Here is a 23201-nt window from a genome sequence, read left to right as displayed (position 1 = left end):
CTCCTCAGTTCCGTAGAGGCTTGCCGGTTTCGAGGGTGTGGCGGATGCGGGCCTGGGTTTCAGGCGTGCGCAAGAGCGCCACGAATTCGCGGCGCTCCACCGCCAGCAGCCATTCCTCGTCCACCTTGGTGCCAGTCTCGATCTCGCCGCCGCACAGGGCCACGGCGGCGCTGCGCGCCACGCGATAGTCGTGCGCGCTGATCATGCCGCCTTCACGCATGTTGACCAGCACCATCTCGAAGTTGGCGATGCCGTTGCGGCCCGCCACCGGGATGTTCGCCAGGCGGGGCGGCGGCGTGTAGCCGGCCTGGGCCGCGGCGCGCGCCTGGCCGATGGCCACATAAAGCAGCTCGTCGGGATGGAACAGCACGATGTCGTGCTCGCGCGCAAAACCCGTGTCGATGGCTTCCAGGCCGCTTTTGGCCACTTGCGCCGTGGCAATCGTCTGGAAGATGGGTTGCAGGTAGGGGAACACCTCGCCGGGGGTGGCGGTCTTGGCGGCCAAGGCGGCCGCGCGACCAGCGAACTCCTTGCTGCCACCGCCCGCCGGAATCAGGCCGACGCCTGCTTCCACCAGGCCGATATAGCTTTCCAGTGCCAGCACGCGGTGCGAGGCGTGCATCAGGAATTCGCAGCCCCCGCCCAGCGCCATCCCCTGCACGGCAGCGACGGTGGGGATCTGCGCGTACTTGAACGATTGGGAGGCACGCTGGAATTTTTCTACCATGGCTTCCAGCATGTCGAATTGGCCGGCTGCGCAAGCCTCGACCACTTGCTGCAGGTTGGCGCCGACCGCGAAGGGGGGCTCGTGCCAGATCACCAGGCCGTCGAATTCGCGCTCGGCGCGGGCGACTGCTTGCAGCACGCCTTCCAGCACTTCGCCGCCCAGCGTGTGGTTCTTGGACGTGACGGACAGGATTGCGATCCCGGCATCCACGTCGGGCAGATTCCACAGGCGCACGCCCTCGTTCTCCCACACCGTGACGCCGCGGTCGTCGGCCCCTTCGCCGAACACGCGTTCCGGGAACAATTGACGACGGTACACCGGCAGGGTCGAACGCGGATGCAGGCGGCCGGTGCGCGCGGAATACGAGCCTTCCGGCGTGTGCACGCCTTTGCGGCCGGGTTCCAGCGCCCAGGCGGGCAGGGGGGCGTCGCTCATGGCGCGGCCGGCGGCGATGTCTTCGGCCACCGCGGCGGCGATCGCTTGCCAGCCGGCGGCCTGCCAGGTTTCGAACGGGCCTTGCGCCCAGCCGAAGCCCCACCGCATGGCCAGGTCCAGGTCGCGTGCATTGTCGGCCACGTGCTCAAGCTGCACGGCGCTGTAATGGAAGATGTCGCGGAACAGGCTCCACAGGAACTGCGCCTGCGGATGCTCGCTGGCGCGCAGCGCGGCAAAGCGGCGCGCGGGGTCGCGTTCCTTCAGCAGCGCGGCGACCTCATCGGCCAGCTTGCCGGCGCTGGGCCGGTAGTCTTGCGCCTTCAGATCCAGCACCAGAATGTCCTTGCCCTGCTTGCGGTAGACGCCGGCGCCGGTCTTCTGACCCAGCGCGCCTTTCTGGATCAAGGCGGACAACCAGGCGGGCAATGCAAAGTAGCGGTGCCAGGGGTCGTCGGGCAGGTTCTTTTCCATCGTGCCGACCACGTGGGCCAGCGTGTCCAGGCCGACGACGTCCGCCGTGCGGTAGGTAGCGCTCTTGGGGCGGCCGATCTTCGGGCCGGTCAGCGCATCGACCTCGTCAAAACCCAGCCCCAGGCGCGCGGTGTGGTGCATGGCAGCCAGGATCGAGAACACGCCGATGCGGTTGGCCACGAAGTTGGGCGTGTCCAGCGCGCGGACCACGCCCTTGCCCAGCGTAGACGTCAGCCAGGTTTCCAGCTGGTCCAGCACCGCAGGCTGGGTGTGGGACGTGGCGATGATCTCCACCAGCCGCATGTAGCGGGGCGGATTGAAGAAATGGATGCCGCAGAAGCGGTCGCGCAGGCTCGCGGGCAACGCGTTGGCCAGCGCGTCGATGGACAGGCCGGACGTGTTCGAGGCGATGATGGCGTCGGGCGACACATGCGGGGCGATGCGCTCGTACAGCGCCGTCTTCCAGTCCATGCGTTCGGCGATGGCCTCGATGACCAGGTCGCAGCCGCGCAGCGCGTCCAGATGGTCGTCGTAGTTCGCGGGGGTGATCAGGGCGATGCGGGCCGCGCCGGCCAGCGGCGCGGGTTCCAGTTTTTTCAGGCCGGCCAGCGCCTTCTTGACGATGCCGTTGCGGTCGCCTTCGGCCGCGGCCAGATCGAACAGCGTGACGGGCACGCCGGCATTGGCCAGGTGGGCGGCGATCTGCGCGCCCATGACGCCGGCACCCAGGACGGCGACGTGTTTGACGACGAACTTGCTCAAGGGATTCTCCTGGAAAAGCGGGCGGGCGGCGCGGGGCCGCCCGCCCGTGCAAGGCTAGAAGCGGGACGACAGTTGCAGGCCCACGATGTGGCCGCTGCTGTCATAGGTGCCCGCCACGCGGCCCTTGGTCAGCTGATTGCCGGACGTCGTGTCGATGTCCGTCTTGCGCAGGTACAGATAGGTGTAGCCCAGGTCCAGCGTCGTGTTCTTGGTGGCGGCCCATTGCACGCCGGTCGAGAACCAATAGCGGTCGTTGTCGGGCAACGACGTCGGGCGGTCGGCTTCCTTGTGGACCGGCGACTGGTCATAGGCCAGGCCGAATTTCCACTTCCAGTCGGGAGCGAACTTGTAGTTCGCGCCCACGGCGACGCGCCACGTGTCGCGGAAGTTCAGTGGCAGGTCGTCGTCGCGAGCGCCGGCGCCCGAGTTGCGGATCTTCAGGTCGGGGATGCTGCTCCAGCCCGTCCACGACACGTCGCCCAGCAGCTCCCACCGCTCGTTCAGCTGATGCGTGGCGCTGAGGATCAGCGAGTCGGGCAGGTCCACCGAGGCTTTGGCGTCGAACGAGACCGATGCCTTGGTCGGGCCGATGCTGGTGATGTCGGTATCGCCCTTGGCCGTGTGCTTGATCTTCGAGCGGTACGACAGGCCGATGCGCGTGTCTTCCGTCGGTTGCAGCATGAAGCCCACGTTCCAGCCCCAGGCGTCGCCCTTCAGGTTCAGGTCCGCATCGCCGTTGGTGGCCAGCGGCAGGCCGGCGATCGGCACCACCGTTTTCTTCTTGTAGTTGGCGTCGATGTGCTGCCAGTTCACGCCGAAGCCCATCGAGAACTTGTCGTTGACCTTGTAGGCGATCGACGGGTTCACGTTGATGGTCTTGATCTCGAACTTGTTGGAGTGGTACTGGCCGACCCAGCCGTCGTCGTATTCGGTCATCAGGCCGAACGGGGCGCCGACGCCCAGGCCGACGTACCACTGTTCGTTCAACTGCCAGGAGGCGTAGAGGTTGGGAACGACGCCCAGGTTGCCGGCGTCGCCGCCGTTGCCGCCGGTGGGCACCGACCCGTTCAGGCCAGAGCCGGGAATGCCGGGCACGCTGGGGTTGCGGCTGTTGCCATTGTCCGAGAACTTGAACGAGGGCTTGATGAGGTTGACCCCGCCCGAGAAGTTGATGCCGGGCAGATAGGTCATCCCTGCCGGGTTGTAGTAGATGATGCTGGCGTTTTCCGGGTTTGCCGCCGAGCCTGCGTACGCGTTGCCCAGCCCGCTGGCGTTCTGCTCTAAAAGCTGAAAGCCGGCGGCGTAGGACGTTGCGGATGCGCCCAGGCCGACCACAATGGCCGACAAGGTGCTCAGGGACAATGAACGTCTGCGCATGGTACTGCCTCCTCGAGTTGGATGTATGTCTCTATTGCACTGCCGGTCTGCTTGTCGGGCCGGTCTAATCGGCGTGAGCCGTTTCACTGCTGTGCTTCGGGTTGCTGCCTTGGTAATGCAGGGGTCCGCCCGTGAATGGCGCGAACCCCGTTCCGAAAATCACGCCCGCGTCGGCCAGGTCGGCGTCGGCCACGACGCCCGCTTCCACGCGTTGCCGGGTAGCGTCGATCAGCGGTTGGATCAGGCGCTTCGCCAGGCCCGCCGGCGCGGCGGCCGGGCTGGCGCCGCCTTGCTTGACCGGTTTGCCATCACGCCAGGTGTAGAAGCCCTTGCCGCTTTTCTTGCCCAGGTCGCCGCGCGCCAGCCGCTCGGCCAGGCAGCGCGGAGGCTCGGCGCCGCCGGCCAGTTCCTCGCCCGCTGCGCGCGCGATGTCCAGGCCCACGGTGTCGGCCAATTCCAGCGGTCCCATCGGCATGCCGAACGCCACCATGGCGGCGTCCACGGTCTCCGGCGCGACGCCGTCATCCACGCTGCGCATGGCCTGCAGCATGTACGGCGCCAGCACGGCGTTGACGAGGAATCCGGGCGCGCTCTTGACGGGCAGCGCCAGCTTGTCGATCTGGCCGACGAAGGCGCAGGCACGCGTGAGCGCGTCGCTGGCGTCGCCCTCGGCATGCACCACTTCGACCAAGGGCATCTTGGCCACCGGGTTGAAGAAGTGGATGCCGATCAGTTGCTCGGGGCGCGCCAAACCGGCGCGCAGGGTTTCAAGCGACAGGCTGGAGGTGTTGGTGGCCAGCAGCGCGCCCGGCTTCATGCGGGGCTCCAGCGACCGGTACAGCGAACGCTTGGCTTCGGGTTGTTCGCTGATGGCTTCGATGACGATGTCGGCCAGGGGCACGCCATTGCCCGCTGGATCGGGGATCAACCGGTCGAACGCCGCGCGCGCCAGGCGCGGGTCTTTCAGGCGGCGCGCATACAGCGTGGCTGCGCGTTGAATCGCCGGGGCGATGCGTGACATGTCCTGGTCTTGCAACGTAACCGTCAAGCCCTTGAACGCGCACCAGGCGGCGATGTCGCCGCCCATGACGCCGGCGCCCACCACGTGGACGTGGCGCGCGGGCGTGACGCCCGTTTGCTTGCCATTGGCCTTCAGGCGTTCCTGCAGGCGGAATACGCGCAGCAGATTGCGGGCGGTGTCCGACGCGATGATGCCGTCGATCAGCTCGGGCGCCAGCAGGGCGTTGCCGCCATGCTTTTCCCACAGCGTCACGATGGCGGGCGCGGCGGGGTAGTGGCCCAGCGGATCCTTGGCGGTGATCTGCTTGCGGGCCCGGTTGGCCACGATGGATTTGAGCGGCCAGTGGTTGGCCAGCCCGCCCAGGCCGCGCGCACGGCGCGGCGGCTTGTTCGACAGCACTGTCTGGCGGGCAGCCGCCCGCAGCAGGCGGGGCGGTACGCGGGCGTCGGCCAGGCCCAGCGCGGCGGCGCGGCGGGCATCGGCCGCACGGCCGGTCAGCATCATGTCCAGCGCGGCGGGCGCGCCGATGACTTGCGGCAGGCGCAACATGCCGCCCCAGCCGGGGAAGATGCCCAGCATGACTTCGGGCAGCGCCAGCGACGTGCCGGGCTGATCGGCCACCAGCCGATACCGGCAGGCCAGCGCCAGTTCCAGTCCGCCACCGAGGCAGTGACCCTGGATCAGCGCCAGCGTGGGATAGCGCACGGCGGCCAGGCGCTTGAACAGGTTCCAGCCGCGGGCCACCAGCGCGCGGCCCTGTTCGGGCGTGTCCAGGCTGGCGAATTCATTGACATCGGCGCCCACGATGAAGCCCGTGGCCTTGCCGGATTGGATGATCAAGCCCTTGGGCGGAGCGGCGTCCAGCGCGTCCAGCACCTGGGAAAGCTCGGCCATGGTGTCGGCCGACAGGGCGTTGACGGCACTGCCCGCCCGGTCGAACGTCAGCCACGCCACGCCGTCGGCGTCGCGCTCCAGGCGCCAGTGGGAAAGCGAGTCCAACGTCGTCATGGGCGGTCCTCGTCCAGGGTTTCAACCAGCATGGCGCCGCCTTGGCCGCCGCCGATGCAGATGGCCGCCATGCCGCGTTTGGCGCCGCGGCGCTTCAGGGCGTCAAGCAGATGCAGGACGATGCGGGCGCCAGACGCGCCCACCGGATGCCCGATCGCGATGGCGCCGCCGTCCACGTTGAGCTTGGCGGGGTCAAGCGACCCCCATGCTGGCGTACCGAAGTGCGCTTGGCAATAGGCCTCGTCGCGCCATGCCGCCAGGCAGCCTAGCACCTGCGCGGCGAACGCCTCGTTGATCTCCCACAAATCCAGGTCATTCAGGCCCAGGCCGTGGCGTTGCAGGATCGGGGTGGCCGCGTGCACGGGCCCCAGGCCCATCTGCGCCGGATCCAGGCCTGCCCACTGGCTGTCGACGATGCGGCCCAGGGGGCGCAGGTTCCATTTGGCGACGGCCGCTTCGGAAGCCAGGACCAGCATGGCGGCGCCGTCGGTCACTTGCGAACTGTTGCCGGCGGTGATGTTGCCCCAGGGCTTGTCGAACACGGGCTTGAGCTTGGCAAGCTTTTCCGGCGTCGAGTCTTCCCGCACGCCGTCGTCATCGGGATACAGCTTGCCTTGGGTATCGATGAGCGGCGTGATCTCGGTCATGACGCCGGCCGCGCGGGCGGCCAGCGCGCGTTGATGGCTGCCGGCCGAATAGGCGTCCATGGCGGCGCGATCGATGCCGAAGCGGGTGGCGACGTTTTCGGCGGTCTGGCCCATCGACAGGCCCACGACGGGGTCCGTCAGGCCCTTCAACAGGCCGATGACCGGGGCCAGATTCTTCAACCGGAAGCGACGCAAGGCGGCCAGTTTGGCGCCGACCCCGCGGGCCGCGTACCAGCCGGCCAACCAGCGCACCATGTCGTCCGAGAACAACAGCGGCGCGCGCGAGAGGGCATCCGTGCCCCCCGCCAGCACCAGTTCCGAGCGGCCGGACTGGATGTTGGCGATGCCGGAATCCACTGCCTGCATGCCCGACGCGCAATTGCGCATCACCGTCCAGCCGGGCACCTTGTTGCCGCAACCCAGGCGTAGCGCGATGACGCGGCCGATATTCACTTCATCGGGCGAAGGGGCGGCGCAGCCCACGATGACCTCGTCGAAGTCCGTGGGCGCGAAGGGCTGGCGCAGCAGCAGGCCGCGGCCCGCCTGCACGGCCAGGTCGCCCGCGGAGAAGGGGCCGGGCCCGGTGCGCGCTTTCAGGAAGGGCGTACGGGCGCCGTCGACGACGTAAACCGGTTTGAATGCCATCCGTTCCCTCCCTCAGGCGACCTTGAGCTCGGCGGCGGGCCTGGCTGCGCCCGACGCGCCAAGGTCGAAGGGGAAATCATCCACTTTCACGACGGTATCGCGCAAGCTGTTGCGGCGTTTCACCACCGCATATTCTTCGGCGGTGATGCCGCCGGCCGCAAAGGCGGCATCCGCGATGTCGCGCACGTTGGCCTGCGGGTTGCCTTCCAGCGCGCCACGCTTTTCCAGTTCACGTATCTTGGCTTCGATGGGTTCGGCCTCCAGCGTGGCGGCCAGCGCCTGTTCAATGGCGCCCACGGGCTCATCAGCCGTGGCGGGCAGGTGGCAGCCCGCCGTCAGCCGGTCGCGCGTGGCGCTGGGGTTGATCATCAGGCGCGCCACGTCCTGGCCAAGCTGGTCGCAGGGCGGCGACTGCGTGCGGCCCCACGGGAAGATGATGCGCGCCAGGCTCCAGGCCACGAAGCGGTTGGGGTAGTTGGCGAGCACGCCGTCCAACGCTTCCTGCAGCTTGAACAGCGCGTCCTGGATCGACCAGTGCGCAAGCGGCGCGTCGGCGGCCTGGCGGCCTTCGTCTTCGTAGCGCTTGAGCGTGGCGCTGATCAGGTACATCTGGGACAGCACGTCGCCCAGCCGCGCGGACAGGCGCTCGCGGCGCTTCAGGCTGCCGCCCAGCACCAGCATCGAGGTGTCGGCCAGCAAGGCGAAGGCGGCGGAATAGCGGCTAAGCAGCTTGTAGTACCGCAACATGTCCGGCGCGACATCGGCGTTCACGCCGACGTAGCGGGCCCCGGTCAGCGCCGTGCCCAGCGCGCGCAGCTTGTTGCGGGCGACAAAGCCGACGTGGCCCCAGAAGGCGCGGTCGAAATCCGTCAGGCCTTGCTTCCTGTCAGGCGATTGAGCAGCCTGCATTTCGGCCAGCACATAGGGGTGGCAGCGGATCGCGCCCTGGCCGAAGATGATCAGGCTGCGCGTCAGGATGTTGGCGCCTTCGACGGTGATGCCAATGGGGATCTGCTGATACGCCCGGCCCAGGAAGTTGTTGGGGCCCAGGCAGATTCCCTTGCCGCCGATCACGTCCATGCCGTCGTTGACGACCTGGCGAGCGCGTTCGGTCACGTGGTATTTCACGATCGCCGAGACCACCGATGGTTTTTCTCCCAGGTCCACGGCGCCTGCGGTCATGCTGCGCGCCGCATCCATCATGTAGGTATGGCCGCCGATGCGCGCCAGCGCTTCTTCGACGCCTTCGAACTTGCCGACGGGCGTGCGGAACTGGCTGCGCACGCGTGCATAGCCGCCCACGGCGCGAGCCGTCAGCTTGGACATGCCGGTGTTGGAGGAGGGCAGTGAAATCGAACGGCCCGCGGCCAGGCATTCCATCAGCATGCGCCAGCCCTGGCCCGCCATGGCCGGGCCGCCGATGATGAAGTCCAGCGGCATGAAGACATCGGTGCCGCGAGTGGGCCCGTTCATGAACATCGCATTGAGCGGGAAGTGGCGCCGGCCCGTGTCCACGCCGGGGTGGTCGTGCGGCACCAGCGCGCAGGTGATCCCCAGGTCCTTTTTGCCGCCGAGGAGGCCCTCGGGGTCATACAGGCGGAACGCCAGGCCCAGCAAGGTGCAGACGGGCGCCAGCGTGATGTAGCGCTTGTCCCAGGTAACCCGCATGCCGACCACTTCGCGGCCCTGCCATTCGCCCTTGCAGACGATGCCGCTGTCGGGGATGGCTGCGGCGTCGGAACCCGCCCAGGGGCTGGTCAGCGCGAAGGCGGGCACGTCTTCGCCGCGCGCCAGGCGGGGCAGGTAGTGGTTTTTCTGTTCGTCGGTGCCGTAGTGCAGCAGCAGTTCGGCGGGGCCCAGGGAATTGGGCACCATGACCGATACGGCCAGCGCGGACGAGCGCGTGGACAACTTGGTGACGATCTCGGAATGGGCGTAGGCCGAGAAGGCCAGGCCGCCATATTCCTTGGGGATGATCATGCCCAGGAAACCCTGGGACTTCAGATAGGTCCAGACATCGGCGGGCAGGTCGTAGCGTTCTTGCGTGACGCTCCAGTCATTGACCATGCGGCAGGCTTGCTCTGCCTGGTTGTCCAGGAAGTGCTGCTCTTCGTCGGTCAGGCGCGGACGCGGGTAGGCCAGCAGGCGGCTCCAGTCGGGCCGCCCGCGGAACAGTTCGCCTTCCCACCACACGGTGCCGGCTTCCAGCGCATCGCGCTCGGTGTCCGACATCTGCGGCAGCACTTTCCGGTACAGGTTGAAGATCGGCGCGGACAGCAGCGCCCGCCGGATGGGGCGCACGCCCAGCACGACGGCAGCAAGGAGCGCGATGACGACCAGCGCGATGAGGACTGCGTTCATTTCTTTGTCTCCGTATGTGTTCTGTTCTGGCTGCCGGTCCGCGAGGCCCGCTAGGTGCCGGCTACGGGCGGCAGCGGTGCGCGCAGCCCCCCCAGCAGGAAGCTCATCAGCCGGGGCAGCAGCAAGTCGGGGTTGTCGGGTTGTTCGGCTTCGTCCAGCGTCCATCCCGTGACGGACCGCAGCAGGTCCGTGCCGATGATGGCGTACGACGTGGCGCCAAGCATGAACTGGAAGCGCCACACGATTTCGGCCTTGGGCACGTCGGGCAGCGCGGCGAACAGGGCATTGCGGTAGCGCTCCAGCACGTCGGCGTATTCCTCGGCGAACAGCGCGCGGATGAAGTCTGACGGGTCGGTCATGGTGCGTTCAAGCAGCGGCAGGAAGGTGCTGCCCGCCTGCGCGGGATCGGCCGCCAGTCGCAGCAGCGTCCCGAAAAAGGCGTCCACGATGAGCGACGGCTTCAAGGGCTTGCCGCCGGATTGCGACTCCAGTTCATCCAACAGGCGCAGACGTTCGCGATTGAGCACTTCCAGGCGCCGTTTGAGCACCGCCTGCACGAGTGACTCCTTGGAGCCGAAGTGATAGTTCACCGATGCCAGATTGACACCGGCCGCGCCGGTGATCTGTCGCATCGATGTCCCGTCATGGCCTTGTTGCGCAAATAGCGCTTCGGCCGTGTCCAGGATGGATTCGCGGGTGTTGGGAGTTCTGATTTCTTGCATAAGGTTGAATTCAAACGTTCGTTTAAAAGCATTATGCGGTAGCGAAGTGCGAGAAGCGAGCCTCGGCTATCCCCAATAGGGTTTACCCGTAACGGCGCTGCTGCGCCGGTTGGTCTGAACCTTTCAGGTACTGAAGTACCGGTCGCTGTGAACCCTTCAGGTATTGGGGCACCGGGCAAGCTAGATCAGATGGATGAGGCAGCTCGCGCAGTCGGACGACCCGCGCATCGACCGTAGGCGGGGGGCTGAGCCGTTCGCCCTCGGACGGCCGACCTAGGATGAATGTGGTCTGGAATGCACGTCGAAAACGCCGCAGTATCAGCGCGAGGACTTGAACGCATTGCACCGGCGATACGTGACGCGGGCCCGTTTGCCAGACCGCTGCGGCTACCCGTGCGCCCTGACACAGGAGCAGGACAAATGAAGACCTACCGAGTGGGACTGCTGGTTGACGGGTATGAGCAACCCGGCTGGATGCATGAGATGGCGGAGTGGCTGATCCACAGTCAGGACTTCGACATGTCCGCCTTGTTGGTGATACCCCCCGAAGGCATGGGCAAAGCGCCGCGATTGGGCGTGAAGGCGCTGTTCGGCACGCTGTCGCGCTTCGAGGCCAGGTTGCTGCCGGTCAAGCAGCGCCAGATGCTGGCCAATTGCCGCGACATGCGGCAGAGCATGCCCGCCGGCGTGCCGGTCCTGCCGCTGACGCCACGGGAGCCGGAGGGGGCGCCGGGCGAGGACGTGGTGGCCGCCCTGGGCCTGGACCTGGTGATCACGCTGGGCGCGTCGCTGGCCACGCGGGCCCAGATGATGGGGTGGGCACGCCTGGGCGTCTGGCAGTTGAGCTATTCGGATATCGCGGTGTCGACCAGCCGATATGCCGGTTTTTGGGAGGTTTATCAGCGGGAGGATCACACCACGGTGAAACTCTGGCGAGTCGGTCCGCAAGCGGATCAGGATGAGCTCCTGGACCAGCGCAGTTTCAACACGGAAGTGTTTTGGTTGAAAAATCAGGCCCGTGCTTTCAGCCTGGGAAATTTCATGGTCTACGACGCCCTGCAGGCGCTGGCCCGCGCCAGGCAAGCCTTGGCGGCGCCTGAGATGCAGATCATGAGCGGGCCGCGCCGGGCGGATCCGGCGGAGTGGGACAGTGCGGCATATATCGCACGTCAAGCGTGGTTAATATCGGATTTGATTGTGCGCCGCGTCATGAAACGTAATGTCCGATGGCGGATCGGCATGTTTCCATCATCGCGGCAACAGGCGGTGATATCCGAGGCGATGGTTCTCCAACCGCCGAAGGGGCGTTTTTTTGCGGATCCGTTTGTATATACCCACGACAAGAAACCATATATTTTTTTCGAGGATTACGACTTCACTTCACGCAAGGGGACGATTTCGGTCGCGACCTACTCTGACGGGGCTTTCCGGCTGCTTGGCACCGCGCTGAACCTGCCCTATCACCTCTCGTTTCCTTATATTTTCGAACACGATGGCGTGACGTACATGGTTCCGGAAACGTGCGGAAATCGTAGTATTGAATTATGGAAATGCACTGAATTTCCGCTTAAATGGGAGCTTGATGTCACGTTAATGACCAATATATCCGCCGTGGATACTATTATTTTTAAACACGGAGAATACTGGTGGTTATTAACGAATATTGACCGGACTGATGGGCAAAACCACTGCGACGAACTTTTCGCGTTTTTTTCGGATTCGCCGCGTTCCACCGTCTGGACGCCGCACGCATGCAACCCCATCGTGCGCAACCCGATGCGGGCTCGAAACGCCGGAATCGTTGTCTCGCCTAGCGGAGACGTGATCCGATGTGCCCAGTACCAGGGCTTCTGCCACTACGGCAAGGGCGTCTCGTTGAACCGGATCGAGGAGCTCTCGCCGACCACCTACGTGGAAACGGACGGCGAAATCCACTACGCGAGCTTTTTGAGGAAGCGTCATGCTTCAATGCACCATTGGCATCATCAGGGGGGTCATACGGTATTTGACTTCGCCTATATGGAGTAAATGACGTTTCCGGCACAAAAATAAAAATGTTACCTATATTTCGATTGAAAGATGCCTGCACGGGCAGGGTGTGTCCGTGGAAACATATAGATAGGCTTTTCATCCAAAACCGGACTTTCTTGCCGCGGCGGGGGCGTGCCCCGCTGCGGCTTTTTTTCGGGCGCTTGCTCCCCCTCATCCCCGTCCCCATTGCGCTTGCGCACGGTGAGGATGGAGGGGGATCTCCTGGGAACACCGTGGATTCCTGGTGAAAACCCTAGCGGTAAAAAGGGGGAGACGGTCATCTCATCCCTATTTACGAGAGTGATTAAGGCTAACGAATGATTTCTGTTTTTATCGGATTATATCGCCCTGAAACGTCTTGATTTTGGGAGTTTCGAACCATAAGATGGGTTCATGCCATCCGTTATGTTGGCTACCAAAGTTGCCCAGCCCAAACGCCCCGGTCCAGCTTCATTAGATATTCCGGGATAGTGCGGACCACCCACCGCGGGGTTGGAAAAAAAATAGTCTTCAGCACAGCGAAGATCCCTTCTAGGCCCGTCGAAAAACCGGGAGGACACCATGGCCAAGATGGTCCTGATTGAAGCTCATCCGCTATTGCGGTTGGGGTTGTGGCAGATACTTAGCAAGTTGGATGATGTGTGGGAAATCGAGGGGATGGGCCTGGCAGATTTGTCCAAGGCCGACGGCGCGCACGCTGGCGCCGATCTTCTGATCTACGGATTGCCGGTTGAGACCGACGAGGCATGGAGCGCATTGCACGAGATCCAGCGTGTGCTCACCCCGAAGCGGATTCTGCTTCTGACGGATGTGATGCCCTTGCCGATGCCGGTGCAGGGCCTGCCTGGCGCAAGCGTGTATGGCTGCCTGATGAAGACCGCTTCGGTCGAAATCCTGGAAGCCGCGATACGCCTGGTTATGGCAGGCGGGCAGTGCTTCCCCAGCGAGCAGGCATTGCAGGCGCCTGCGGCGACGGTTTGCGCCTTGCCTTCCCGCGATGCCGACGACGCATCTGGAAAGGGCACGATGCCGGTCAGCGCCGGGGCGCAGTTGCTTCAGATCACGCCGCGTCAGTACGAAGTCCTGGTGTTGCTGGCCAGGGGCTATCCGATCAAGACGGTCAGCCGGATGCTCAATATTTCGGTCGCTACCGCCAAGACGCATGCCTGCACGCTTTACCAGCGTCTGCATGTCAAGAACAAGGGAGAGGCCGTATACGCGGCGTTGCAGCGTGGCGCGACCTTGGAATGGCATGATCCCAATGGCAGGGATACGGACGCCGGGCAGATCTATGGGCGCAAGCTGGGGTAGTAGCGGGTTGCGCTGCCTGCCCGGCAGCCTGGAACGCACAGGTTCCGTTGCTGCCGGGTCCTCATAGCCATCCTGGCTAAGGCATACACAGCAGGGCCCGGCGTGCCGCGCGGCACGCCTTTCCTCCACCAATCATCCACCTGACCGAGATTCAGCGGACGTAGCCGCTGATAGCATGGGTTGTGTCCGCAAGCATGGGTTGAGAGCGCGAATCACAACGCCTCGCGATCGCGATCCAATAGCGCGGACGAGATTCCCGTCATGCCGGCGCACCGCCAAAACCTGCCTTGGCAGCCTGATGCGCCGGCGTGACGGGAACCGTGTATGGGCCATGCGTCACAAGGTTCCTCCCGGGATGACAACCGTACTGATCGAAGACTACGCTCTGCTTCGCGTCGCAATCCAGCATGTACTGGAACGTGTCCGGAACGCCGACGACATCCTGGCCATTTCGCCAGCCCACTTGCTCAACATGTCCAGCTCGATCAACCGTCCAGTGGAATTGCTGGTTATCGGTTGCAGCGGCATGGCCGAGCAGGACATCGGGCTCATCTCGCAGGCGATGGCCTTCTTCATGCCGCGGCTGGTCCTGGTGCTTTACTCCGTGCTGGACCCTTCGGTCATGGGCGTGTGTGCGCGTACCGGCGTGGCGGGATACCTGCCTAAGGCCTCAAGCCCCGACGCACTGGCTGCGGCCGTCAGCCTGGTGATGGCAGGCGGCGAGTGCTATCCCCAGCCGGCTGGCCGGCCCCAGGCCGTCTCCCACGCGCCAGTGCAGGAGCTGCGCGAACTGACGCAGCGGCAGGAAGAAATCCTGCAACTGCTGGTGCAGGGCAAGACAATGCGGGAGATCGGCCAACAGGTCGGCATATCGGTCGCCACAGTGAAGAGCCATGCACGCACGCTGTATTGGAAACTGAACGCGCGCAACCAGGCCGAGGCGGCCTATATCGCGGTGCAGATGGGATTGGTCCGAAGCGGCGGCGCGCTGGCACAGGGGAAAGCGGACAGCAATTGACAGGGAGCGGGGCGGGGGCGATTGTTCCCGCCGCGATCACCTGATGGGAAACCGTAGGATGGGTGGAGCGCGAGAGTGCTTAGGCAAGAAAATTTCTGCCCAGCGCGCGTAACCCATCAAGCAACGGTGATTTCTTGGCAACTCCAGCCACAGCGCAGCCGCTGCCTGATGGGTTGCGCGCGCTGAACGCAAGAGTCCTTGCCTAAGCACTCTCGCGCTCCACCCATCCTACAACTCTCGCGCTCCACCCATCCTACGTATCACTCTCGCGTGTACGGCTTTTCAGGGATGCCGGCTTGGCCTTGGCGCCGACTACAGAGGCGAACTCGCGCTCGGCCGCGGCCAGCACCGCATCCACGTGCAGATGGGCCAGCGCGTACTGGCGCGCCGACGCGCCCAGGGTTTGGCGGGCGTGCGCATCGCTGCTTAGCGTGCGCACCGCCTGGGCCATGGCGTCGGCGTCCTCGGGTGGGGTGAGCAATCCGCAATGCGCGACGACGTTGGCCAGTTCCGTGCCGGCCGCGGCCCCGCAGACGACGGGGCGGCCGCTGGCCAGCATGCCGGTCAGCTTGGACGGCATGACGAGATCGGCCGCGCCGGCGCGCTGCGGCAACAGGTGGATGTCCGCCGTGTTCAGCAGCGCGCCCAGTCGGGCCGCCGGTTGCAGATCCAGGAACCGGACGCGCGGCAAGCCTACACAGCGCGCCTGCAGCGGCGCGCGTTCCGGCCCCTGGCCGCAGAATACGAACCAGACCCGCGTGTCGTCCGCAAGCTGCCGGGCTACGTCGGCCAGCGTCTGCAGCCCCTGCTTTCCGCCCATGTTGCCGGAGTACAGCGCAACGATTGCGTCTTGGGGAATGCCGAGCTCGGCGCGATAGTCGCCGCCGTCCGCGCGGGGCGTGATGGCGTTGACGTCGATCCAGTTGGGCAGCAGCACCGCGCGTTCAGGCGCCACGCCTTTGGCCAGCGCCAGGTCCAGCATGCGGTGCGAGATCGTCGACACGCGGTCGAAGCGGCGCATCAGCCAGCGTTCGGCGCGCTTGACCAGGGAGCGCAAGCCAGCGCCCTTGAGCAGGCCCAGCTCGAACGCCGCGTCGACTTCGTAATCCTGGATGTGCAGCCACGCGCGGGCGCCGCACAGGCGGGCGGTCAGCCAGGCGGCGGGCGCGCAGAACAAAGCGGGTTCCACCACAAGGATGAGGTCTGGCCGGCTGGCAGCCGCGCGCAGCAAGGACGGCAGGCTGGACACCGCGAAGCTGGCCAGGTGGATCAGGCGCTTGAGGCCACCGGGGCGGGCCGGCACCCACAGGGGCGCGCGGCGCACCGTGACCCCGGCACGCTCTTCCTTGCGGTAGCGGCCGGCGCGGTAGCCGTCGTGGACCTGCCATTGGGGGTAGTAGGGCGGCGCCGTCACAACACTGACCTCATGCCCGTGCGCAGCCATCCATTCAGCGAGTTCAGCGCTGTACTTGCCGATGCCGGTCAATTCCGGCGCGTAGTTGATACCGTAGATCAGGATCTTCATGGCGGCGTCGGCATGCGTGGGCGGACAGGCCGGCACGGGTTGCCATGGCACACCATCGCGGGGGGCATGTTGCGGAACACCGAACTGCGCGCACCCACCACGGCTTCACGGCCGATCGTCACGCCCGGGCCGACGAATACGTCAGTCGCCACCCAGGCCCCGTCTTCGACACGGACCGCGCGTTCGCGCAAGGGAAAATCCGGCTGGCCCGCATCATGATCGGCCGCGCACAGGTAGCTGCGTTGCGACACCACGGCATGCGCGCCGATGTGGATGGGCCCCAGGCTGTAGATCACGGCGTCGTCGCCGATCCAGGCGTAGTCGCCGATCTGGACCTTCCACGGATAGGTCACCGTGGCGGTCGGCCGGATCAGCACCTTGCGGCCGACCTGTGCGCCGAAGCAGCGCAACAACCAGCGGCGAAAACCGTATGCCACCTGCGGCGACCACCGGAACACCGTGCCTTGCACCATCCACCACAGCTGCACCGTCAACGCGGAGCGGCCGCGTTGGCCGGGGGCCAGCGCAAAGCGATCCAGTTGCTGAAGCGTGCTCATTTGGCGGCTCCCGCCACGGTGTCGGCCTGCGTGTCGCCGGCACGCGCCAGACGCGCCTTCTGGAGTTCTTCGGTCTTGATGCGGATCTGCCAGTAATACATGGCGCGCGCCACCGCATAGTCGTAGCCCGCCTTGCCGTCCAGGAAACCCAGTCGGAAGACATAGGAATGCAGGAAAGAAATCGGCGCCTTGAACGGCATGGCCTGGAAGATGCGCTTGAGCAGTGCGCGCGCGCCCACGTTGGCTTCGCGCGGGTCGTTCATCAGCCCCTTCGTGCGCAGGTTGGCTTCCCAGTCGGAATAGCGGTTGTGCTTGTCGAAATAATGGAAAAGCGAGTCGTGGTCGTTATGCACCATGCGCTGGCGCAGCGCAAAGGTCTCGCCCTTGACTTGCGGCTGGTAGTGGCCTTCGACTTCCCACATGTGGGCGACATCCAGATCGTCGTAGTCGAGGAACCGGGATTGGTCGCGCGCCAGCAGTGCCAGCTTGTAGACGCGGTGGCCGTGTTCCAGCTTCTTGCCGCAGAACACGTAATCGAAGGGCACGAAGGCGCCGCCCGCACCGGCGGCGAAGCGCGGCAGGACCTCGCGGATCTCGGCGGCCAGCTCGGGGGTCATTTCCTCGTCGGCGTCCACGTACAGCACGACCGGGTGCGAGAACGGCAGTTGTTCCAGGCACCACTGTTTTTTCTTGGGGTACTTGCCGTTCCATTGGAAGTTCGAGACGCGGGCGCCAAGCGCCGCGGCCATCGCGCAGGTGGCGTCGGTGCTGTCGGAGTCCACGACGAACACTTCGTCGAATTCCACCAGCGCTTTCAAGCACTTGGCGATATTGCGTTCCTCGTTCTTCGTCATGACCACTACGGAAACCGGTATTTTCTGCATGATGCTGTCCTGTTCAAGGCGTGCCGCGTTGCATCAGCGGCTGGAATAGCGCGATGACGTTGCGGCAATGCCGCTCTAGGGAAAAGGCGTCGGCGCGCTCGGGGCCTTGCGCGGCCAGTTGTTCGCGGATGCTGCCGTCATAGGCCAGGCGGCGCACGGCATCGGCCAACGCCGCGGCGTCGCCGACCGGCACCAGCAGGCCGTAGCGGCCCGCATCCAGGATTTCCGCGGGGCCATGAGGGCAGTCGGTCGAGATCACCGGCACGCCCAGGCACAGCGCTTCGACCAGTACATTGCCGAAGCTCTCACGGATGGAGGTCAACGCGAAGGCGCCCGCGCCCGCGATCACGGGGAAGGGGTTGTCGATGTGGCCAGCCAAGGTGACCGACGTGCGGGAAGGGCGTTCGTCGATGCGCCTTTGCAGCGCGGCGTGTTCGGAACCCTCGCCCAGGATGGTGAAGGCGATGCCGGGATCGTCCAGCAGCGCAGCGGCGTCGATCAGGGTGGCGTAATCCTTCACCGCTTCCAGCCGGCCCACCGCCACCACCTGATACGGAGTATCGCTGCCGCCATCCGGGCGCTGGGCGCCTTGCTTGCGCACATTGTCCAGCGGCACGCCGTTGTAGATGGTGTGCACCTTGCCGCGCAACGGCGGGAACATGCTGACCAAGTCCTCCTTCACGCCGCGGGACACGCCCACCACGGCGTCATGGCGGCGGTAGGTCTGGCTGACCAGCCAGCACTTCAGGCGCCGCATCCGCGATGCGCCGTAATGGATGGCCGGGCTGCTGTGCTCGAACGCGACGGTGCGGAAGGTGCCGCCCAGGAACTTCCTGGCCAGCACCACCAGCATGTTGCACAGCAAGCCGTGCGAGCACACGATCGCCGGCTTGTCGCGCCGGATCTGGGCCACCAGGCGCATGAACGCCAGCGGCAGCATCAGCCTGAGCTTGGCGGGCGATTCGATGACCGGCAGCGCGCGGGTGACCTTCGGGTTGCCGACCGGGTATTCGCGGTTGCGCGAACGCAGCAGGAACAGCGCGGAATCGACGCCCTGTTCCGGCAAGGCGTCCACGATGAAGGCGACGCATCTTCCGACGCCGCCGTGCAAGTCGGGCGCGACAAACAGGACATCAGGCATGGGGAATCACTCGCGGTAGCGCCCGGCGCGCGGCGTCCGGACGATGGCTGGGGGTGAGCGTCGTGCCAGGCGTGTCCGCCTGCGGCACGGGCATGATCTGCGCATTACGCATCAGAGACAGGCAATAGCACAGCAGAAATCCGGTGAACGCGGTCTTGGGCGCGTAGGCCAGGCCGCCCGACAGCGAGTCGATGAAAATGTAGATGGGGGCGGTGGCCAGCAGGTAGCGCCGGTGCATCTCCAGCCCGGGATGGTTGTATCGCTTGAGTAGCGTCAGCAGCAGGATCAGCAGTGGCGGCAGCATGATCATGATGGTGCCCACCACGCCGAACTTCATCAGGTAGAACGCCCAGGAGTTGTGCGCGAAGGTGCTGAGCTCGAAGCCGTTCTCGCCCATCACCCAACTGCGAAAGCCCGCGCCCTTACCGAACACGGGGCTTTCGGCGAAAAAGTCCATCTGCCCCTGCATTTCCTGGATGCGGGCGCCATAGCTGGAGTCCTCGTCCAGCTTTTCCACGCTGAAGATGCGGTTGGTCAGCACGTCCAGATAGCCGATGCTGGCGAATACCAGCACGCCCGCGACGGCGGCCGGCGCGAAGATCAGCACGGCGCGCCGGCGGATCTCGGGGCCCGAGCCCAGCAGCACGGCGATCAGCACCGACACCGCCAATTGCAGGTACTGGCTGCGGTTCAGCGAGAACACCAGCGCCAGCAGCATGTACACCGTCAAGGCATAGGCCTTTGGCCCGGACACGTTCAGCGTGCGGCGGAAGTACAGCAGTGAGACGACGCCGAAGGGAATGGCCCAGACGCCCAACCGCACGTTACGCAGCGGGTTGGCCACGCTGAAGCCCTGCAGCTGCTCCAGCAACATCAGCGTGGCGACGGCCAGGCAGGCCGCAACGATGTACTTCTGCAACACGGCGTAGGCGGCGGGGCTGTCGATGTCCTTGTAGCAAAGAAAGGGCGTGCACAGGAAATAGAACACGATGCGCAAGTCGCGCGCCACGTCGCCCGTCTCGATGCCGGGATGGTGCATCGACACCAGCAGCAGATAGATTACCGACATTGCCTGCAGGCCAAGGAGCGCGCCAAGCAGGCCGCGCGGCAAGGCGTAGGCGCTGGGCTCGGCCAGCCGCAGCGCCTTGACGGCCAGCATGGCGACGAACAGCACGTCGAACGGCGACAGCTTGAAGCTGCCCACGCCCAGGATGAAGCGGTCGTCGTTCAGGGCCAGGGCGGTGAACGCGAACAGCCCCAGCAAGTGCAGGGTGGATAGGCGGCGATGCGGGCTCATGGGGGTGTCCAGGTGGGTGCTCTAGTGGGCGGCCCAGTCGTCGCGACCGAAGATCTTGGTCGTCAGCTTCTCGAATAGATAGGACAGGTCCCCTTGGCGGGCATGGGCTGCGACCTTCGACGCGCGGCAGGACAGTTCGAACAGCCGGCCCAGCCCCGGCTCGGTGCGCCGGATGCGGGTCACGATCTGTTCGCGCTCTTCCAGCAGCACGTCCTGCATCAGCGCGGTCTTGGTTTCGTCATGCGCGGTGTAGACCCCCAGCGCGTCCGGCACGATCAGGTTCTTGCCCTCGCGCAAGAGGCGGCTCCACAGCTCCAGGTCCATGCAGTAGCGCATGCTTTCCTGCAGCAGCCCGTATTTGCGCAGCAGGTCGCGGCGGAAGATGGCCGACTGGTTGGGGATGGATGCCTTCACCACGGTCAGCGTGCCGCGGTTGACGGGCGTGTAGTGAATCTTGCGGAAAATCTGGTTGTTGGCGTCGGCCACGAACAGGTTTCCGCTGACGATGGGCGCCCGGCCCCGGGCGGCAGCCGCGCCCAGCTTGCGCAGCGCACCGGGGAAGTACAGGTCATCGGAGTTCTGCCAGCCGACGTAGTCGCCGGTCGCGCGCTCGAACCCCTTGTTGATGGCGTGCGACTGGCCGCGGTCCGGGGTGCTTTCCCAGTAGGTGAGGTAGCGTTCGTACTTGCGGATGATGTCCACGCTGCCGTCGGTCGACCCGCCATCGATGATGATGTACTCCAGGCGCGGATAGCCCTGGTTCAGCACGGAAAGAATGGTGCGTTCCAGGAACTTGGCCTGGTTGAACGAGGGAGTCACGATGGTCACCTTGGGCAACAGGCCCCCGGCGATCGGCGCGGGCGGGCGTAGCTCGCGGACGAAGTCGATGAGCTGACGTGAGTACTCGTTATGACGCTTGCGCATGTAAGACCTCAACATGTTGGGGTTATCGGGTGGCCGCTGGCAACGCGCCCGGGAAGTCGGGGCGCGATTGACGGATGGCGAGAGCGACGCCAGCCAGCGTGATTGCCGCGTAGGCCATGCGGCCCCAAGCCGCGGCGTGCTCGCCCGCCGCGTGTACCAATCCCGCCATGACGCACAGCATCGCCAGTCCGCCCAGCCCGTTCAGGATGGCGACCGCGCGGGAATTTCCCAGGCCGAGCAGCGAGAAGTGCGCCGCGGCATTCAGGGACAGCAGCCCCGATGCCACGATCAGCAGCCGGAAGGTGGCAAGATGGCCCGTGGCCACGTTGTCACCCAGCAGCAGGTTCAACAGAGGATGGCTGACCGCCAGCACCGCAAGCGTGGCGCTGGTCGACAGCACCAGGTTCCACAGCATCATGCGGCGGATCTCGTGTTCGGCGGCGCCCGCATAGGGCGGCGACACCGACAGGCGGCTGACGCGCGGCATGGCTTTCTGGAAGATCGCCACCGCCGCGGTATGGATGATCTGGCCGACCTGCACGCCGACGGTATAGATCGCCAGCGCGGCCGGGCCCATCAAACTGCCCACCAGCACGCGGTCCACGGACCCGAACGCCAGCGCGCTCAGGCTGTTCAACCAGGACCAGCGCGAAAACTTGAATGCGTCCATCATCGCGGCGCGGTCGCGCACCGGGCGCACCAGCACCCGGCCGTAGGCGCGCGAGAACACGCGCATCTTCACGGTGCCCGCGATCAGCAGTCCGAAGGCTTGCGCCACGCCTGTCCAGGTGGGCGACGCGGTCAGCCAGGCCGTGGCGCAAGCCAGCGCCATCGTGCCGGAACGGCTGAAGACTTCGCACAGCGCGGTGGCGCGGAAATCCTCGCGCCCCTTCAGGCAGCCCGAGAACAGCTGGTCATATTGCTGGGTCAGGTAGATGGCCAGCGCCGGCATGGCCAGCAGCGTCACCGCCACGCCGCCGAACGTCGCGGCGGGCCACCCCAGGCCCACGACCGCCCACAGCAGCACCGCAGCCAGCGTGACCACGCCCAGCGCGCAACCGATCAGCGACATGCTGACGCCCGCCGCGCGGTAGGCGCCGCCCGGTTCGTGCAGCCGTTCGGACACCAGCTTGGTCGCAGTCACGGCCGCACCCAGGTTGGCGGCGTTGCCGAAGCCGGCCAGCGCGATGATCATGGAATACTGGCCAAAGCCCACCGTTCCCAGTTGACGGAACAGGATGGGCAGGGCCACCAGCGCCGCAACGGGGCCGATGCCGTATTCCACCAGCCCCCAGAAAGAGGCATTGCCGGCGATGTGTTTCCTGACGAATCCAAGCATCGGATGGCCTATGGTTCATGCTGGCGCGGCCGTCAGGCCACGGGCAGCGCCTGTTGGGGTTGTTCGGCGCGTTCACGCAGGAAGTGGCCGTATGCCAGCGTGATGCCGTCCACGAGCGATACGTCGGGCCGCCAGCCCAGCGCCTGCACGCGCGACGAGTCCATGAGCTTGCGCGGCGTGCCGTCGGGCTTGGTGGCGTCGTAGACGATGCGGCCGTGGTAACCCACCACCCGCGCCACCAGCGCCGCCAGGTCCGCGATGGAGATGTCCTTGCCCGCGCCGATGTTGTAGATGCCTTCGGCGTCGGGGTGCTCCATCAGCGTGACGCAGGCCTGGGCCAGGTCGTCCACGTACAGGAACTCGCGCAGCGGCGTGCCCGTGCCCCAGATCGTCACGCTTTCCTGGCCCGATTCGCGCCCTTCGTGGAATTTGCGGATCAGCGCCGGCAGCACATGGCTGCTGTGCAGGTCATAGTTGTCATGCGGGCCGTACAGGTTGGTCGGCATGGCGCAGATGAAGCGCGCGCCGTACTCGCGCTGGTAGGCTTCGCACAGCTTCAGGCCCGCGATCTTGGCGATGGCGTACGGCTCGTTGGTGGATTCCAGCGGGCCGGTCAGCAAAGCGTCCTCGCGCAGCGGCTGCGGAGCCTCGCGGGGGTAGATGCATGACGAACCCAGAAACAGCAACTTGCGCACGCCGGCCGCATAGGCGGCGCGGATCACGTTGCACTGGATCATCAGGTTCTTGTACAGAAAATCGACCGGATGATTCTGGTTGGCCAGGATGCCGCCTACCTTGGCCGCCGCCAGGTACACCACGTCGACAGGGGTCGTCGAAAAGAAGCGGTGCACCTGGTTCTGGTTTTCCAGGTCCAGTTCGGCGCGGGTGCGGGTCAGCACATGGGGGTAGCCGCGCCGCTGTAGTTCGCGGGTGATCGCGGCGCCCACCATGCCGCGATGGCCGGCGACAAACACGCGTTGGTCCAGGTTCGTCATGGC

Annotated in this window: 17 protein-coding genes; 3 read left to right on the top strand and 14 right to left on the bottom strand. The window is 65.6% G+C overall.

Going from position 1 to position 23201, the window contains the following annotated elements:
* Positions 1–4 precede the first annotated feature (4 nt).
* The 6 genes from CEY09_RS14005 to CEY09_RS13980 all read right to left on the bottom strand — a co-directional run bounded on the left by CEY09_RS14005 (position 5) and on the right by CEY09_RS13980 (position 10176).
* Positions 5–2395 carry a 3-hydroxyacyl-CoA dehydrogenase/enoyl-CoA hydratase family protein gene (locus CEY09_RS14005; RefSeq protein ID WP_088589073.1) on the bottom strand — a complete coding sequence of 797 codons (2391 nt, stop codon included), beginning with the start codon at positions 2393–2395 and terminating at the stop codon, positions 5–7.
* A 54-nt stretch (positions 2396–2449) separates the two neighbouring features.
* Positions 2450–3772 (bottom strand): OmpP1/FadL family transporter, encoded by a 1323-nt coding sequence (locus CEY09_RS14000; protein ID WP_088589072.1) that lies wholly within the window; start codon positions 3770–3772, stop codon positions 2450–2452.
* A gap of 64 nt (positions 3773–3836) precedes the next feature.
* Positions 3837–5801: a 3-hydroxyacyl-CoA dehydrogenase NAD-binding domain-containing protein gene (locus tag CEY09_RS13995; RefSeq protein WP_088589071.1), complete on the bottom strand. Its 1965-nt coding sequence runs from the start codon at positions 5799–5801 to the stop codon at positions 3837–3839.
* A complete protein-coding gene (locus tag CEY09_RS13990) occupies positions 5798–7093 on the bottom strand; it encodes an acetyl-CoA C-acetyltransferase (protein ID WP_088589070.1) in 1296 nt (431 codons plus the stop codon). Before CEY09_RS13990 ends, CEY09_RS13995 begins: the two co-directional genes overlap by 4 nt.
* 12 nt (positions 7094–7105) lie before the next feature.
* Positions 7106–9454, bottom strand: a complete 2349-nt coding sequence (locus CEY09_RS13985; protein WP_088589069.1) for an acyl-CoA dehydrogenase — start codon at positions 9452–9454, stop codon at positions 7106–7108.
* A gap of 50 nt (positions 9455–9504) precedes the next feature.
* The gene (locus CEY09_RS13980) at positions 9505–10176 is read right to left on the bottom strand and encodes a TetR/AcrR family transcriptional regulator (protein ID WP_006225553.1); all 672 of its coding nucleotides are present in this window, start codon (positions 10174–10176) and stop codon (positions 9505–9507) included.
* Positions 10177–10596: 420 nt separating this feature from the next.
* On the opposite strand from CEY09_RS13980, the gene CEY09_RS13975 reads away from it, so the two are divergent.
* The 3 genes from CEY09_RS13975 to CEY09_RS13965 all read left to right on the top strand — a co-directional run bounded on the left by CEY09_RS13975 (position 10597) and on the right by CEY09_RS13965 (position 14536).
* Positions 10597–12204 carry a glucosamine inositolphosphorylceramide transferase family protein gene (locus tag CEY09_RS13975; RefSeq protein WP_088589068.1) on the top strand — a complete coding sequence of 536 codons (1608 nt, stop codon included), beginning with the start codon at positions 10597–10599 and terminating at the stop codon, positions 12202–12204.
* Positions 12205–12768: 564 nt separating this feature from the next.
* Entirely contained in the window at positions 12769–13518 is a 750-nt protein-coding gene (locus CEY09_RS13970; RefSeq protein ID WP_088589067.1) for a response regulator transcription factor, read from the top strand.
* Between the two features lie 355 nt (positions 13519–13873).
* Entirely contained in the window at positions 13874–14536 is a 663-nt protein-coding gene (locus tag CEY09_RS13965) for a helix-turn-helix transcriptional regulator (RefSeq protein WP_088589066.1), read from the top strand.
* 253 nt (positions 14537–14789) lie between these two features.
* Here the strand turns inward: CEY09_RS13965 and CEY09_RS13960 are convergent, their stop codons facing one another.
* The 8 genes from CEY09_RS13960 to CEY09_RS13925 are packed head-to-tail and all read right to left on the bottom strand — an operon-like array spanning position 14790 to position 23198.
* Positions 14790–16061 (bottom strand): glycosyltransferase WbuB, encoded by a 1272-nt coding sequence (locus tag CEY09_RS13960; protein WP_088589274.1) that lies wholly within the window; start codon positions 16059–16061, stop codon positions 14790–14792.
* The gene (locus CEY09_RS13955) at positions 16058–16618 is read right to left on the bottom strand and encodes a putative colanic acid biosynthesis acetyltransferase (protein ID WP_006225559.1); all 561 of its coding nucleotides are present in this window, start codon (positions 16616–16618) and stop codon (positions 16058–16060) included. Before CEY09_RS13955 ends, CEY09_RS13960 begins: the two co-directional genes overlap by 4 nt.
* A complete protein-coding gene (locus CEY09_RS13950; RefSeq protein WP_088589065.1) occupies positions 16615–17502 on the bottom strand; it encodes a glycosyltransferase family 2 protein in 888 nt (295 codons plus the stop codon). The genes CEY09_RS13955 and CEY09_RS13950 overlap by 4 nt, the downstream gene beginning before the upstream one ends.
* Before the next feature lie 13 nt (positions 17503–17515).
* Positions 17516–18643, bottom strand: coding sequence for a glycosyltransferase (locus CEY09_RS13945; RefSeq protein ID WP_088589064.1), 1128 nt, complete (start codon positions 18641–18643; stop codon positions 17516–17518).
* A complete protein-coding gene (locus CEY09_RS13940; protein ID WP_088589063.1) occupies positions 18636–19940 on the bottom strand; it encodes an O-antigen ligase family protein in 1305 nt (434 codons plus the stop codon). Before CEY09_RS13940 ends, CEY09_RS13945 begins: the two co-directional genes overlap by 8 nt.
* 21 nt (positions 19941–19961) lie before the next feature.
* Positions 19962–20864, bottom strand: coding sequence for a glycosyltransferase family 2 protein (locus CEY09_RS13935; RefSeq protein WP_006225563.1), 903 nt, complete (start codon positions 20862–20864; stop codon positions 19962–19964).
* Between the two features lie 22 nt (positions 20865–20886).
* Positions 20887–22203 carry an oligosaccharide flippase family protein gene (locus CEY09_RS13930; protein ID WP_088589062.1) on the bottom strand — a complete coding sequence of 439 codons (1317 nt, stop codon included), beginning with the start codon at positions 22201–22203 and terminating at the stop codon, positions 20887–20889.
* Positions 22204–22235: 32 nt separating this feature from the next.
* A complete protein-coding gene (locus tag CEY09_RS13925) occupies positions 22236–23198 on the bottom strand; it encodes a GDP-L-fucose synthase family protein (protein WP_088589061.1) in 963 nt (320 codons plus the stop codon).
* Positions 23199–23201: the final 3 nt, after the last annotated feature.

Origin of the sequence: Achromobacter marplatensis, from assembly GCF_002209535.1 — a bacterium.
Taxonomy (GTDB): Bacteria; Pseudomonadota; Gammaproteobacteria; order Burkholderiales; family Burkholderiaceae_B; genus Achromobacter; species Achromobacter marplatensis.
The sequence above is the reverse complement of the archived record's forward strand: the minus strand, read 5'-3'. Positions and strand labels throughout refer to the sequence as shown.

Excerpts from the sequence above, each read along its gene's own strand:
- CEY09_RS14000 (WP_088589072.1), bottom strand. The coding sequence starts at position 3,772 with ATGCGCAGACGTTCATTGTCCCTGAGCACCTTGTCGGCCATTGTGGTC.
- CEY09_RS13995 (WP_088589071.1), bottom strand. The coding sequence starts at position 5,801 with ATGACGACGTTGGACTCGCTTTCCCACTGGCGCCTGGAGCGCGACGCC.
- CEY09_RS13990 (WP_088589070.1), bottom strand. The coding sequence starts at position 7,093 with ATGGCATTCAAACCGGTTTACGTCGTCGACGGCGCCCGTACGCCCTTC.
- CEY09_RS13985 (WP_088589069.1), bottom strand. The coding sequence starts at position 9,454 with ATGAACGCAGTCCTCATCGCGCTGGTCGTCATCGCGCTCCTTGCTGCC.
- CEY09_RS13980 (WP_006225553.1), bottom strand. The coding sequence starts at position 10,176 with ATGCAAGAAATCAGAACTCCCAACACCCGCGAATCCATCCTGGACACG.
- CEY09_RS13975 (WP_088589068.1), top strand. The coding sequence starts at position 10,597 with ATGAAGACCTACCGAGTGGGACTGCTGGTTGACGGGTATGAGCAACCC.
- CEY09_RS13970 (WP_088589067.1), top strand. The coding sequence starts at position 12,769 with ATGGCCAAGATGGTCCTGATTGAAGCTCATCCGCTATTGCGGTTGGGG.
- CEY09_RS13965 (WP_088589066.1), top strand. The coding sequence starts at position 13,874 with ATGACAACCGTACTGATCGAAGACTACGCTCTGCTTCGCGTCGCAATC.
- CEY09_RS13960 (WP_088589274.1), bottom strand. The coding sequence starts at position 16,061 with ATGAAGATCCTGATCTACGGTATCAACTACGCGCCGGAATTGACCGGC.
- CEY09_RS13955 (WP_006225559.1), bottom strand. The coding sequence starts at position 16,618 with ATGAGCACGCTTCAGCAACTGGATCGCTTTGCGCTGGCCCCCGGCCAA.
- CEY09_RS13950 (WP_088589065.1), bottom strand. The coding sequence starts at position 17,502 with ATGCAGAAAATACCGGTTTCCGTAGTGGTCATGACGAAGAACGAGGAA.
- CEY09_RS13945 (WP_088589064.1), bottom strand. The coding sequence starts at position 18,643 with ATGCCTGATGTCCTGTTTGTCGCGCCCGACTTGCACGGCGGCGTCGGA.
- CEY09_RS13940 (WP_088589063.1), bottom strand. The coding sequence starts at position 19,940 with ATGAGCCCGCATCGCCGCCTATCCACCCTGCACTTGCTGGGGCTGTTC.
- CEY09_RS13935 (WP_006225563.1), bottom strand. The coding sequence starts at position 20,864 with ATGCGCAAGCGTCATAACGAGTACTCACGTCAGCTCATCGACTTCGTC.
- CEY09_RS13930 (WP_088589062.1), bottom strand. The coding sequence starts at position 22,203 with ATGCTTGGATTCGTCAGGAAACACATCGCCGGCAATGCCTCTTTCTGG.
- CEY09_RS13925 (WP_088589061.1), bottom strand. The coding sequence starts at position 23,198 with ATGACGAACCTGGACCAACGCGTGTTTGTCGCCGGCCATCGCGGCATG.